Source organism: Paraeggerthella hongkongensis (assembly GCF_003726035.1).
Lineage (GTDB): Bacteria > Actinomycetota > Coriobacteriia > Coriobacteriales > Eggerthellaceae > Paraeggerthella > Paraeggerthella hongkongensis.
Window position 1 is genome coordinate 252,537 of record NZ_QICD01000001.1, and the last position, 13,592, is coordinate 266,128.

Consider the following 13,592-nt stretch of genomic DNA (forward strand, 5'->3'; position numbering starts at 1 on the left):
TTACGTGGTTCATTATATAGAACAAAAGTTCGTGTATCAAGCGTTTTCTTCCGTCAAATCAAGCCGGTTGATGCGGTCGGCCAGGTCGGCTCCGCGCTCGTAGAACAGCAGGCTCTTGTTGTGTTCGAAGTACTGCTCGCAGCCGTGGTCGTTAATGAAGGCCATGCTGTAGCGGTTGACCGATAGGTCGGTGACCAGCAGCAACATCTCCTGGCTTTCCCCGAATGCGCGCTCTACGAACGCAAACGCGTTGTCGAGCGCTTGCCCGGCGGCGCCCACATGCTGGTCAAGCGCGCTGACTGATTCGCCGAACAACTGCTTCACCTGGGAGAACGGTACCGACCCGCCCGTGTGGCGCATGGCTCGGTCGAACAGTGCCAGCGTGCGCTCGTAGGCCACGTACTTCTCGTCCGACAGCAAGCCGTTCTTGCGCTCCGTTTCCAGCTGGCGCTGCAAGGCCGCAGATCGGTCGCGTAGCAACGGCAGCACGTCGCATGCGTCCGCATCTCCCTCATTCGCGCCCGCCGCGTCGCGGATGGCCGCAAGTTCGCGATGCGCGAACGCAACTGCGCGTTCCTCCAGAACGGCATCGCGCACGCGTCCGCCCAATGCGTCGGTGATCAGCCCCATGAGGGAAACGCGCTCGTCGAAAGCAGCCTCCCGCGCGCGTTCGAGCACGGTTTCGTCCTCGTCGCCCGTCAAAATGCGGTCGATCTGGTAGTCGGCGCGGTATTTGGTGAACAAGTCATAGTACACGGAGAAGCGTTTCGATATTTCGGCGTTCTGCACGTACTGGCTTACCAGCAGTTCGTCCACGGGAATGCCCTGCTCCTCGTAAAGCTTCATCATGGAAGAGAGGTCGTCCCATCCGCGCGCGGTGACGAACGACTTGCCGTCCACCGTGGTTTCCATGTGGTAGAAATGGTTGCGCTCGATGTCCAGATACGTCAATACGGCAGGGTGAACTCCCTGTTCGACGGCGTAGTCGCGCCAAACCGCGAAATCGGGGTCCACGTCGATGCGCTTGAGGCGGTCCCAGGTGGCAATGTCGAAATCGTGCGCGGTGCGGTTGTATTCGGTCGGGTTTCCGGCCGTGACCACGATCCAGCCGTCGGGCACGCGATGCCGGCCGAACACCTTGTACTGCAAGAATTGCAGCATGGCGGGCGTCAGCGTTTCGGACACGCAGTTGATCTCGTCGAGGAACAGGATGCCTTCGCGCCGCCCGGTCGCTTCCATGGCATCGTACACGGCGGCGATGATCTCGCTCATCGTGTACTCGGACACGTCGTACTCAACGCCGTCGTAGGTCTTTTTCGTGATGAACGGCAGGCCGAGCGCGCTTTGGCGCGTGTGGTGCGTCATCGAGTAGGACACGAAGCCTACGTCGAGCTCCTGCGCTATCTGCTCCATGATGGCCGTCTTGCCGATGCCGGGCGCGCCTAGCAAGAACACCGGGCGCTGACGTTCGGTGGGCAGTCGGTAGTTGCCGAACGCGTCCTTTGCGAAGTAGGCTATCATTGCGTTTTTGATCTGGTCTTTTGCTTGCCGGATGTTCATCGGGCTTCCTCTCCATCTTCCAAAACGAAGGTTTCGTCCAGTACTACTTTCATGGCCCATGCGGGAACGGGCGGGGCGGCTGCGGCGGATATGTCGTCTGCGAACACGAAGGCGACGTCGTAATCGGGCTTGCGGGCAGGATAGGTGCCCTGCCCGTCGGTGAAGTAGATGAGCCCGCCCAAGTTGGCAAGGTCGCCGCGTTCCGTTTCGCTGTCCACGAGGGCGAACACGGGCCTGAAGTCGGTGCCTCCCAGCCCTTTGATCTCCAGGTTCGCCAGATAATCGTCCAGCTCCGGCAGCGATCCGATGCGCACGGCGCTGGTGACGGCTGCGTCGCATTGCACAATAAGCACGTTCATGTCGGCGAAGAAGCTGGTTTCGTTCGACAGGATGGCGTAGGTTTTCTCGATGAAGCGCCGCACCAGGCCGTCTTTCGTGGAGGCCGAGGTGTCGATGGCTATGACGAAGTCCCGGATGCGGCGTTCTTCCACATACTCGAGCGGCTCGATCAGGGGCAGGTTTCCGTAGCGCTCCAGCCCGTAGCAATAGTACACGTAATCGAATTCGTCGTCGTTCACGCGAATCTGCTCGCCCATGCGCGCGAACTTGCGCAGGAACTCGCGGTAGTCCTGGCGTTCGCGCGTAACCGCTTTCAGGTTCATGGCGAGGTTCGCGCCCTCGATGCCCCAGAGTTTCGCGTACGCGTCCAGCTGCACGCCCATTTCGTATGCCGCGCTCTTCCATTGCTCTTTCGATCGATCCAGGTTCACCGTGTCGGCGAATCGGTCGTCGATGGACCGCCCCGCTTGTTCGGGCGCTTCTTTTTGGACGATGTCGTTCTGGCTGACGGCCTGGTGGGACTTGTGGTTGTGTTTCGCCTGGTCAGCATCGGCCGGCATCTCCATGTCCGTGCCGTTTTTAGCGGCTTGCGAGGAGGCTGCGCCGTTCTGCGCGCTTTGGTCTTCGTCGCGCCGGCCCTCTTCCGCATCCGTCTTGCGCACGGCTTCTTGGGCGGCCATGCGATGCCAAGGTTCGTGGTCGTCCACATGAAAGGGCGCGCGCAGGGCCTCAAGATCGTCGTCTTGGAGCTGCTGCTCGATCAGGTAGCGATAGACGGTTTCGGCGGTTGCCAGGGGGACGTCGGCGTCGATGCGTGCGAGGGTCGCTCGCTGTCGGTCCGCGCGCGCGGTGCGCGTTGCCGGCAGATCGAGCTCGTTGATGGCGCGCTCCACTACGATGTCGCATGCGGCGTCCCAGCATGCCGCGTTCACTTGGGCTGACGGATAAGGGTGCAGGAACACGTTATGCAGCACGATGTGCAGGTAGGCGCGAGCCACCGAGGCCGGTTCGCTTGCGTAGGCGCGCGCGATGGCGGCGGGGCTGTACCGGATGTGGCTGCCGTCGGTGGCGAGCGTGGATCCGGGTACGGGGAGATACGCGAGACGCGCGAATGCGGCGTTCATGAACCTCAAGTTCACGAGCAGCTCGGTTCTCGCGAGGTCGAGGGCTTGTCGGGCAAGCGGACCAGCGGCTTCGACGGCCATGATGCTCCTTTGAACGGATGTGCGTGCGCGAAGCGCGTGCTTGCTTCGCGGCGGCTCTTGCCTTCGTCGCTTCCCGCAGTGTAGCATGGGGAAAGCAAAGGGTAAACAGACCTGTTGTCAAGAAGTTTTGGGAGGTAGCACAATACTATGATGGAGAACACCCTGGTCTATCATGGTGCAGATGCGCCGATTGATGATCTTCTTGATCAAGCGATCAAAAATCCAGCGCAACTTGATGTGCGCGATGTGGACGTGATCGAGGCCGCTCGGGCGGCGGAGGGCGAAGTGTGGTCGCCTCAGCTTCCGGCGTATCGTGCATGGGTGGCGGGGCCCGAGCCCGACGATGTGCCCTCGGGTTCGGGCCGCGAAGGGGATCTGTTCTCGGCGGGTGCGCTGTGGATGGGCGAATTCGACGAGCTGCTGGCCCAAGCGGCGGATGCCGGACAGGACGCTGGCTGCGCTTCGGCATCGCTGCGCGCTCGCATGGACGAGGGGCTTCGCGGGGCCGTTGGCGTGCGGCAGGTTCCAGGCGGTTATGCTTTGACCGCGTTCGACCTGCACCGCTTCGCTGCCGCGGTTGGGGAAAGCGAAGACCTGGTGGTCATGCTGCCCGCATTCGTGGACGGGGTCCCCGTGGTGCGCGTAGCCGTGGAGGCTTTCGCGCGGCGTTTCGTCCAGGGGGTGGGCGTGCGGTTGCTCGTGGTGCCCGATACGGTGAAGCATGTCGCGGCGAATGCGTTCGCGGCGATGTCTGCCCAGCGGATCCACATCGGACGCAACGTGAGCCAGCTGGGCGAGCAGCGGTGCGATCTTGCGGGGGTTTCCCCGCGCCTGGCACGACGGGAGTACTCGGTCGATGCCGCCAATGCCCGTTATTGCGCGCGCGAGGGGAGCTTGTTTTCCCATGATGGCAAGGAGCTGGTGTTTCTTGCATCTCCCTACGGCGAGCGCGTGAGCCTGCCCGATGGCGTCGAGCGCGTGGTCGCCGCGGCGTTCGCGGACGGGTGCGAGCCGCCTGCCGTGGTGGACTCTTCGCCCGCGCTCGCACGCGTGGACGCGCGCGGCTGGGACGACGCTGTGTGGCGGTGCCCGGCGAAAGCGCCCGCGTACCGTGCGCTTCGCAAACGCGGCGTCCGCTTGGCAGGCCCCTCGGCCGTTGAGCTTGACGGATGCTGGTACGATTTCGACGACGAAGGGGCCGTGCTGGTGGCGGGTCCGCCGAAGCCGGTCTCGGTGTCGCGCCGCTTTGCGGAACAGGCCGCCGTGCGCGCCGTGGCCGTGCGGGGCAAGGACGAGGCCGCTGCGGCTGCTGCGTGCGGGCTTTCGCCATCGGCCGCGGCGGCCGAGGCGGCTACGGAGTTCGCGGCATCGGGGGAGGCCGGCTCGACCGTGGACTACGTCTCCGCGAGCGCGAGCGACATCCTTGCGCTTCCGCGGCAGGTTGACGGGCGGCCTCTTGTGCGCATCGGCGTGAGGGCGCTGCCGTTCGCTCCGGCTTCGGTGGTGGTTCCCGACACCGTGCGCGTCGTCGAGCGGGACAATGCGTGCCGCGGAACGAAGCGGCTGGTTTTGCCCGAGGGCCTGCAGGCTATCGGCGCGCATTGTTTTTGGTCGCGCAAGCTGGAAGGACCCGTCCCCCTGCCGGCAAGCTGCCGCTCGGTGGGCGAGGGCAGCTTCGAGTACTCGGTATGCCGCCTGTCGCATACGGGGGCTATCGTGCATGTGTCGGCCGACCAGCTGCTCAGCTGCTTTTTGACGGATGCGCCCGATGGCATCCCGTTCGATTTCGCGCGCTACGACGAGCTGCTGAGATCGGGGAAGAATCTGCCGGATCGTTTGGGCGCGCTGCTTCACCGGCTTGCCACGCCGTTTCGCCTGTCTGAAGAGACGCGATCCGTTCTCGTCTCTCATCTGCGAGGATACGGTAAAGAGGCTCAGGAGCGCGTGGCGCGCGAGGGCGATCGGGACATGGTCGAGGCGTTGGTGGAAGCCGGGTTCATCGACGAGGCCTCGTTCGATCGGCAGATCGAGCTTTTGCGTTCGTGCAACCGTACCGACTGCGTGGCGTATCTGATGGAATGGCATCGCGGGCAATGCGCCGCACCCTCCTCCCTGCAGGATCGATTCGCGCTGTAAATGAGACAAAGGGACGGGGTCAATGTCTCATTTCGTCCACCTTGAACAGCGTTTGACGCTCCGGATTCGAAATGAGACATTGACCCCGTCCCTTTGTCTCACTGGTATACTGGGGGGCTGAATGGAACCTAGAGCCGACGCTGCAAGAGGTGCGCGATGATCGATGAGATACAGGTTGAGAACCTTGCGTTGATACGCGAAGCCACGCTTGAGCCGTCGCGCGGGCTGACCGTGCTCACGGGCGAGACGGGCGCGGGGAAAACGGCCTTGCTTTCTGCGTTGAAGCTGCTCATGGGCGCGCGCGCCGACAAAGAGGCCGTGCGCGACGGAGAGGGTGCGCTGGTCGTGTCGGGTCGGTTCTTCGGAGCGCCCGTTTCGGCCGGCGTTCAAGATGACGTGATCGCCGACGAGCTGGTCGTCACGCGTCGCGTTGCGTCCGACGGTCGCTCGCGCGTGGGCATCGATGGCCGCATGGCCAGCGTCGGGGAGCTTGCGCGCGCCGTGGCGCCCACCATCGACCTGTGCGGGCAGCATGAGCACCAGCGGCTCATGAAGCCGGCTGCACACGTGCGCATGCTCGATGCGTGGGCGGGCGAAGCCGTGGCGAAGGCGCTTGCCGAATACGAGCAGGCGTTCGCGCAGGCGGTTGCGGCGCAGGCTGCGCTTGCGCACGTTCGAGAGGCGGGTGCGTCGTCGTCTGCGAAGCTCGACGAGGCTCGTTTCGTTTTGCAGCGCATAGATGCTGTGGATCCTCAGGAGGGCGAGTACGATCGCCTGGCGGCTGATCTGGCCAAAGTGGAGCATGCGGAGTCTCTGGCCACTGCGGCCAACGCGGCGCATGCGGCGCTTGCGGGGGAGGACGGGGCGCTTGACGCGTTGGGCGCTGCCGCGAGCGCCCTCGACGGCGCGGCTCGCCACGATGCCAAGCTGGGCGAGTACGCCGATGCCTTGCGGGAGGCGGGCTACGTCCTGGAAGACATCGCCCGAGAGGCGCGCGACTATCGCGACAGCGTGGAGTTCGATCCCGAGACGCTCGCTCAGCAGCAAGAGCGCATGGCCGCGTTGCAGGGTTTGCTGCGCGCGTACGGGCCGCGTATGGAGGATGTGCTGCAGCATCGTGAAGAAGCTGCCGATCTGGTGTCGCTTGTGGATGATGCCGTCGAACGCGAACGAGCGGCGCAGAAAGCCGCTGATCAGGCAGAATGCGCTCTTAAGGAAGCTTCGTCCGCCCTTGATGCCGCTCGGGCCGCTGCGGCGCCTTGCTTTGCGGATGCCGTGACGCAGCAGATGGGGCGCTTGGAGATGGGCGGAGCGCAGCTGGTTTGCTCGATTCAGGCGCTCGATCGCTCGGCGTGGACGAAAACGGGTCCTTCGGCCGTCGAGTTTCTGTTTCGCCCCGGTGCGGGCATGCAGGCGCGACCGCTCGCGCGCATTGCCTCGGGCGGCGAAGTGAGCCGTGTGATGCTGGCGATCAAGGTGGTGCTGGGAGAATCCGACGAAGTGGACACGCTCGTGTTCGACGAAGTGGACGCCGGCGTAGGCGGTTCGACCGCCGTCGCGTTGGCTGACGTGCTGGCTGATCTGGCGCGTACGCACCAAGTGATCGTGGTGACCCATCTTGCCCAGGTTGCCGTGCGCGGCCGGGTCCACTACGTGGTTCGCAAGGTCGAAGGAGCGGACGGCATGCCGGAAACCGACCTGCGCCGTCTGGCTGACGACGAGCGTCCTGCCGAAGTGGCCCGCATGCTGTCGGGCGATGCTACGGAAGCGTCGCTTGCCCATGCGCGCGAGATGATCGAGGCCGTTCAAGAACGATCTTGAAAACCGGCTCGACCCGCTGCGATTCACCTATTGCTTTTTGAAGGGGACGGCGCGCCGTCCCCTTTTGCGGCGTGCCTTTCCTGGGAAAACCCGGCTCCGATCATGGAATTTTTCGGGGGGGGGGGGGTATTACCTCTTTTCTCTGTGATACGATGCCGAAGAGGCTTGCTCAGGGCAGGGCTGACGTAATCGACGAGGGCGAGCCAGCCGCGCCTTCTTGCGCCTGTCCGGCGCGCTGTGATTTTCCAGGCTGGTGATTCGAGGGTTGATGCAATGGTTGATCGGGCGATTGATCTGCTTGCGGGGGCGAAGGGATTCGTAGAGGCCTGTTTCGAACGTCGCGACGGGGCGGCCATGTGCGCGTTCGTGGATCAGAGCGCCTTTTCGATGTGCGGTTGCGAGGGGTTGTTCTCGCTGGGTGACGGGCAAGCCCGACCCGTTCTGGAGGCCCTGTGCCGGCAGGTTGACGCGTTCGGCATCCATATGGTTCATCATGAGTGCCACGTTGCCCAACGGCGCGATGCCCGTGCGGTTACGGTTTCTCGGATCCGTTTGAGCATGCGCGGACGCGCTCGTCCCGACGGGCGCTTTCAAGAGAGCGAATGCAGGCTCTCCTTAGTGTTTTCCCTGATTGATGATTCGTGGCTCATAGAGCACGCTCATGTTTCGATGTGCGAAGGGATGCAAGGTCCCGCGGCGGGGTTGGCTTTCCTGCAATCGCATACCGCTTTTCCCGGGTCGGACAGGGTTTCCGAATGGGAGCGCTACAAAATAGTGGCTGAGCTTGCCGACGACGTGGTGTTCGACCACGATATCCTGGCCGACAAGGTCACGTTGACGATCGCTCGCTTCAGCGAAGAGCGCGGTATGGTGCGCGAGTGCTTCGTCATCGAGCAGTACCGTCGAACGTTTGAGGAAAGAGATTTCGTGCACCCCGCTGACCTGGAACGCTATCGGGCCGATCGGCGCGCGCTCGAACTGCAGGGCGATGCGCCCGGCTGGGAAGAGCGCCCGTACTTGCTTGAATACCGCTTGCGCTTTCGCGGCGGCTGCGCCGATTTTTTCGGGCGGACCGATTCGTACGTGCATCGTCGGATAATCGGCCGCCGGCTATGCGATGCGGAGCGCAATCCCGTGCGGTATGTTGGCAAGATCGTGGACGTCACCGAAGAGGTTCAGTTGGTGCAGCAGTCGCAGACCGATGCATTGACCGGGGCTTACAATAGAACGTACCTGTCGTTGCGACTTGCCGACTTGGCGCGCGCGAAGCAGCCGGACGTGCTCTTCGCGTTCCTTTTGGTAGACGTCGACTGCTTCAAGGCCGTCAATGACCAGCTGGGGCATCTTATGGGCGATGAGCTGCTGAGGGGGCTTGTTCGCTTGGCGCGCTCGCTCTTTCGCGAGTCCGACGTTGTCGCTCGATTGGGCGGTGACGAGTTCATGGTGTTCATGCCCGATGTTTACGATCCGGCTATTGTGGACGAGAAATCCGCTGCGCTCATCGAGCGTTTTGGCGAGTTCGCCCGCGGTCGCGGCGCTCCGTCGGGGGTTAGCTTGAGCGTGGGCGAAGTGGTGGTGCGCGACGTTCCCTCGTTCGAGGAAGTGTACCGCCGGGCCGATATAGCGCTGTACTGGGCAAAGACGCACGGCAAGAACTGCGGGGCCCGGTACGAAGACGGCATGGAGTATCCGTCTGCTTCCGGGCCCCTTGTTTCGAAGCGCTAGCGCTGGTCCAAGCGCTTCCTGCGGCGAGCCGCTGCGCATGCCGCCGCTGTTGCCCCGGCGACAAGGGCGACGCTCAGCGCGATGATGGGAAGCGGGCTGTCGCCGGTTGATGCCAGCGCCTTCGCGCTCGACGGCGGTTCGGGCAACGGGGTGGGGGTTGTCGGGGTTTCGGGAGTCGTGGGCGCGGGTGCGGGCGTTGGAGGCGTGGGTGCGGGAACGCCGCTTGCCGCAAGGTAGAGCGGGCCGACGACGGCGCTCTTCTTGACGGTCACGATGCCGGTTGCCGCGTCGTAAGCGTAGTCCGCGCCTGCGGCCAGCTCTTGGCCGCTCTCGCTCCCCAGGCGCACGCTCACTGAGGCGGGCAGCATGTAGCCGGCGTCCGCTGCAAGCGTGTACCGGTTGTTCTCGGAGCTGTTCTTCTCGTACGTTGCGACCGGCTGCTCGGTGCCGGTTCCCGCAAGGGAGAGCCGGGCCAGGTTCATGTTCGCGGGGAAGGTGCACGAGTTCAGCGTCCCTTTTCCGCCGGTAATGATGGAGTGAGCGAAGAAGCCGCCTTCGATGATGCCATCGTTTTCCACCTTGTTGTTGAAGGTCGGGCTGCTTGCTTGGCCGTCCTTGACGGTTCCGGTTTGCTTGTTGCGCACCGTGCCGTCGAACGTGCCGGCAGCGATGGTGCCGTAGTTCTGTACGATGCTCGAACGGATGAACGAGCCGCCCGAAATGGCGTCGTGGTTTTCTACCACGTTCTCGAACGTTCCGCCAGTGACGATAGCTGCGTTTTCGTTAGGATCGGGACTGCCGTTGACAACGGAGCCGGCGAATGTGCCACCAGATATGGTGCCACCATCGGTGGTAATCCCTTCGTCGTTGTTCGAAACGGAGCTGGCAGAAGAAAACGTGCCTCCGGCAATAATGCCCCCGCTAAGGACTTCGCCGTCGAACGTTCCTCCCGCGATGGTTCCGAAGTTTTCAATCGTTTCCGAATTGAATGTGCCGCCCAGGATGGAGCAGGCCTTGTTTCTGTCTGCGTCAAACCGATAATATCCGTTTTGTATATAGGAGTTGAAGATGCCATTGCCTTCAATGGTTCCAGAATTGTTGATGGGGCAGTTGAAAGTGCCGCTGCGGATTATTCCATAGTTGTCTACCCTGTTGTTATGGGTGCCGACGTTGAACACTCCACCTGCAATTACAGCGTTAGTGTCGTTGGTTACGTAGCGATTGAATGTGCCGCCGGAAATCATCTGCCAATTCCCTACAAAATATCGGAACGTGCCGCCTTCAATATTGCCGAAGTTGTTTACGCCCGTGTTGAATTCGCCATCTACAATGGTGCCGTGGTTTACAACAAGAGCTCGTTCGTGAGGGATGTCAAGCGGGTTGCCTGTCAGTGTGAACGCGCGCCCTTCGTTTAGAGTGAGTATAAGCCTGCCGTCCTCATTGGGCGCGTACGTCCAGCCCTCTCCTGACGATTCGATCGGCGTACCATTGGATCCAATCTCGATAACCACGGGAATAGCGCCGTAGTTGCTTTCGATCGCCGAGGCTGCGCCGGGTATCATCGAGCAAATCAAGGCTATGGTGGCCATCATAGCGAGCAGGCGTTTTCTCATAAGGACCCCTTTCGGATGCGCTGATCGTTTCATGGTAGCACGAAGGAGTTGGAACTATGACGGTGCCGGGGGCATTTGCGCTATCTTGCGGTGCTCTATGGCGCTTGCGTAACGCTACGGAGCGAACGGCATCGCCGTCATTGCGCCTGCAGGGAGCCGTTGTCGATCCAAAAACACGTTTCAGCGCCAAAAAACGTGTTTTTGGATCGACAACGGCTCCCGCTGCTCAAAGCAATCAGGCTGTCTTGTCGGTCTGCTCTTGCTTGGCGGCTTCTTCCCCGCGTTCGGCCAAGTACATGCTCATGGTGTGCTGCGTGATGTCGGAACGGTTGATAACGCCCACCACCTGGCCATCGTCCAGCACGGGCACTTTCTTGAGGTGGTTTTCGCCCAGCACGCGGCACACTTCGGTCAGATCGTCGTGCGCATCCACTCCGATGATGCCCTTCGCCCCGATGCTGCGAGCGGGCATGGCCATGAGGTCGTCGAGCTTCTGCTTGAAATCGTCCGAATCCGAACGGATGGTCTGAATGATCATGACCACGGGATCCATGAGCATTTGCGAGCGCTTGGCCAGAAAGCGCATGATGTCGCCGTCGGAGACGAACCCGACGGCCTTCCCGCGTTCGTCCACCAGCGGCACCGCGCTGATATGCTTGTCCACCAGCAGCTGCATCGCCTCGGCGACGGTCGCGGTTTCGGGAAGCGTGTAGACTTCGCGCTTCATGATGGACTCGAGCACGGTTCGGCGCACGTTTCCCTTGTCTTTCGCGGCGGCTTCGCCGGGCTTGTTCTTCACCAGGCCCACCACCATGATGAAGCCGGCCAGGCACATGAGCGTGGCCACGCCGAACGCCACGTTGATGCCGAAGAAGCTGGCGGCGGGCTCTCCCATGGCGGGCGCGCTCGCATTCGTTGCGATGGTGGAGGCGGACACGATGATGGCCGTTCCCAGCGAGCCCGCCACTTGGCGCAGCGTGTTGTTCACCGACGTGCCGTGGTTCACCAGGCTGTTGTCGAGCGCGTTCATGCCCCACGTGGTGATGGGCATGTTCACAAGCGCAAGCGAGAACATGCGCACGGTGTATATGAGCGTGAGCGTGATGATGCCCATGTCGGGGCCCAGAAACACGAAGCAGAACGAGGTTGCCGTAAGGATCCCCATGCCCACCAGGCTGAGCGCGCGCGGGCCGTGCTTGTCGAACAGGCGGCCGGCGATGGGACCCATGGCTCCCATGATGATGGCGCCGGGCAGCAGCACCAAGCCGGATACGGTGGCCGAATAGCCCATGAGCGATTGCAGGTAGATGGGCACCAGGATGCCCGCGGCCAGCAGCGCTCCTTGCACCAACATGCCGATGACGGTGGCGACCAAGAACTTGCGGTTGGCCAGCACGCGCACTTCCAGCATGGGATGCTCCATGCTCAGCTGCCGGCGGAAGAACAGCACGAGCGCAACCGCGCCGGCCAGCGTTCCCACGGCGGCGCCCACGCTCACGCCGTACGACCCGATGGTCGACAAGCCGTAGAGCAATCCGCCGAATCCCACGCTCGACAACACTACCGAAGGCACGTCCAGCGTGACGTCCTTCTTCGTGCTGCCGCCTTTTTGCAGGACGAATGCCGCGATGACGACGACCAACGCCGACAGCACCGCGATGATGTAGAACATGTCGTGCCAGGTGTAGCGGTCGATGATGATGCCGGCTGCCGTGGGGCCGATGGCCGGGCCGAAGGCGATGACGATGCCGAACAGCCCCATGGCCGTGCCGCGCTTCTCAAGGGGGAAGGTCCACATGAGCACGGTCATCACAAGCGGCATGAGGATGCCGGCGCCCGCGGCTTGCACCAGGCGGCCGAGCAGCAGTACGAAAAAGCTGGGGCCCCAGCCTGCCAAGGCGCTGCCGGCAGTGAAGATGACCATGGATATCAAAAACAAGCGCCGGGTGGTGAAGCGGTCGGTCAAAAACGCCGTAATGGGAATCATGATGGCGTTGACCAGGGTGAAACCCGTGGTCAGCCATTGTGCGGTGGCAGCGTCCACGTTCATTTCGACCATGACCGAGGGTAGGGCCGGAGCCACGACGGTCTGGTTCAAAACGGTGACGAAGGTGCCGAACACCAACACTGCCAACATAACGATCTGCTTGCGCGATAAACCCATAGAGCCGTTCCTTCCGATGTGCTTTTCGTTTGCGTCCTATGCTCCAACGCGAACGAAGGCGCCTTCGGGGCGGGGACTTTTGATCCGGATCCGAAGGCGCCTTCACGCATTGGTGAAATGTTACACTAAGTATAAATATTTGATTGAGGAATGGAAAGCGGCTGGGGCGAAGCGATCGGCCTCTGCACGGAAACGGCACATTGGGAAAGCGGGGAAGGGTACGATCGGGGCGCCCGCGAACCTTAGAAGACGGTTCGCTTGTGTTTGGCCAGCAGCTCGGCGGGAACGTGGCAGTAATCGCCCGGACATCTATCGAGCCTGTCCTGGTGCTCGTCAGCGCTCCTGACGTATCTTGACAAGGGCTTCACTTCGACGACGATCCTCTTCGCATCGTTGCGCGCTTCGATGAAGGCCCTTGCTTCATCAAGATGACGGGGGTCTTCGCTGTACATGCCGGTACGGTATTTCTCCCCAACGTCGATTCCCTGTTTGTTCAAGCTGTAGGGGTCGATGATTTCGAAGAAGTACTCCGCAAGTTGAGCGACGGACACAGCATGTTCGTCGAAGACGGTTCTGACGCATTCCGCATAACCGTCGTAGGGCCCGTCAAGCGCGTCGGTGCTGCCGTTGGCGCGGCCCGCTTCGGTTTCGACGACGCCCGGCAGGGTTTTCATATAGGCCTGAACGCCCCATAGGCAGCCGCCGGCGAAATACATGGTTTGCATGACGGATGCTCCTCATCCTTCTTCTTTTTGAACTTTGCACCCATCATAACCGCAAAGCGCATGGTTCGCTCTGCTGGTCGGGGAGAGCGGGCGAGTCGGGTTCGCATTGCGGGAAGAGCCGGCTCCTTCGTTCGCCAAAGCGATTCTGCTCGATTTTGCCCTCAATGTTGCGTTTTTCGAGCCCGCAGAACCCTTCCCCGTCCTTCCTTTATGCGCGCAACTCTATAAGCCCAGTTCGCAGAAGCGCGACTTTCGAGGGGGTCGGGCGGCGTGCAACATTGCTGTAAAAATCGTGCGGTCGAGG

The 13,592-nt window shown here is 62.2% G+C and carries 8 protein-coding genes; 3 read left to right on the forward strand and 5 right to left on the reverse strand.

Annotation, left to right across the window (positions count from 1 at the left end; translation table 11 throughout):
* Positions 1-36 precede the first annotated feature (36 nt).
* Together DMP08_RS01115 and DMP08_RS01120 are read right to left on the reverse strand one after the other, a co-directional pair.
* Complete coding sequence (locus DMP08_RS01115) at positions 37-1,560, reverse strand: ATP-binding protein (protein ID WP_123191154.1); 1,524 nt, start codon at positions 1,558-1,560, stop codon at positions 37-39.
* On the reverse strand, positions 1,557-3,104 hold the full coding sequence (locus tag DMP08_RS01120; RefSeq protein WP_123191155.1) for a vWA domain-containing protein: 1,548 nt from the start codon (positions 3,102-3,104) through the stop codon (positions 1,557-1,559). Before DMP08_RS01120 ends, DMP08_RS01115 begins: the two co-directional genes overlap by 4 nt.
* Positions 3,105-3,251: 147 nt before the next feature.
* Here DMP08_RS01120 and DMP08_RS01125 point away from each other — a divergent pair, with 147 nt between their 5' ends.
* The 3 genes from DMP08_RS01125 (at position 3,252) to DMP08_RS01135 (ending at position 8,786) form a co-directional block, all read left to right on the forward strand.
* Entirely contained in the window at positions 3,252-5,240 is a 1,989-nt protein-coding gene (locus DMP08_RS01125; RefSeq protein ID WP_123191156.1) for a hypothetical protein, read from the forward strand.
* Positions 5,241-5,396: 156 nt separating this feature from the next.
* A complete protein-coding gene (gene recN / locus DMP08_RS01130; RefSeq protein ID WP_123191157.1) occupies positions 5,397-7,061 on the forward strand; it encodes a DNA repair protein RecN in 1,665 nt (554 codons plus the stop codon).
* A 273-nt stretch (positions 7,062-7,334) separates the two neighbouring features.
* Positions 7,335-8,786, forward strand: coding sequence for a GGDEF domain-containing protein (locus DMP08_RS01135; RefSeq protein ID WP_123191158.1), 1,452 nt, complete (start codon positions 7,335-7,337; stop codon positions 8,784-8,786).
* Here DMP08_RS01135 and DMP08_RS01140 read toward each other — a convergent pair.
* The 3 genes from DMP08_RS01140 to DMP08_RS01150 form a co-directional block, all read right to left on the reverse strand.
* A complete protein-coding gene (locus tag DMP08_RS01140) occupies positions 8,783-10,399 on the reverse strand; it encodes a hypothetical protein (protein WP_123191159.1) in 1,617 nt (538 codons plus the stop codon). The genes DMP08_RS01135 and DMP08_RS01140 overlap by 4 nt on opposite strands.
* Before the next feature lie 235 nt (positions 10,400-10,634).
* Complete coding sequence (locus tag DMP08_RS01145; protein ID WP_123191160.1) at positions 10,635-12,563, reverse strand: MDR family MFS transporter; 1,929 nt, start codon at positions 12,561-12,563, stop codon at positions 10,635-10,637.
* Between the two features lie 242 nt (positions 12,564-12,805).
* Positions 12,806-13,288: a peptide-methionine (S)-S-oxide reductase gene (locus DMP08_RS01150; protein WP_123191161.1), complete on the reverse strand. Its 483-nt coding sequence runs from the start codon at positions 13,286-13,288 to the stop codon at positions 12,806-12,808.
* Positions 13,289-13,592 lie beyond the last annotated feature (304 nt).

Excerpts from the sequence above, each read along its gene's own strand:
- DMP08_RS01135 (WP_123191158.1), top strand. The coding sequence starts at position 7,335 with ATGGTTGATCGGGCGATTGATCTGCTTGCGGGGGCGAAGGGATTCGTA.
- DMP08_RS01140 (WP_123191159.1), bottom strand. The coding sequence starts at position 10,399 with ATGAGAAAACGCCTGCTCGCTATGATGGCCACCATAGCCTTGATTTGC.
- DMP08_RS01150 (WP_123191161.1), bottom strand. The coding sequence starts at position 13,288 with ATGCAAACCATGTATTTCGCCGGCGGCTGCCTATGGGGCGTTCAGGCC.
- DMP08_RS01120 (WP_123191155.1), bottom strand. The coding sequence starts at position 3,104 with ATGGCCGTCGAAGCCGCTGGTCCGCTTGCCCGACAAGCCCTCGACCTC.
- recN (WP_123191157.1), top strand. The coding sequence starts at position 5,397 with ATGATCGATGAGATACAGGTTGAGAACCTTGCGTTGATACGCGAAGCC.
- DMP08_RS01125 (WP_123191156.1), top strand. The coding sequence starts at position 3,252 with ATGATGGAGAACACCCTGGTCTATCATGGTGCAGATGCGCCGATTGAT.
- DMP08_RS01145 (WP_123191160.1), bottom strand. The coding sequence starts at position 12,563 with ATGGGTTTATCGCGCAAGCAGATCGTTATGTTGGCAGTGTTGGTGTTC.
- DMP08_RS01115 (WP_123191154.1), bottom strand. The coding sequence starts at position 1,560 with ATGAACATCCGGCAAGCAAAAGACCAGATCAAAAACGCAATGATAGCC.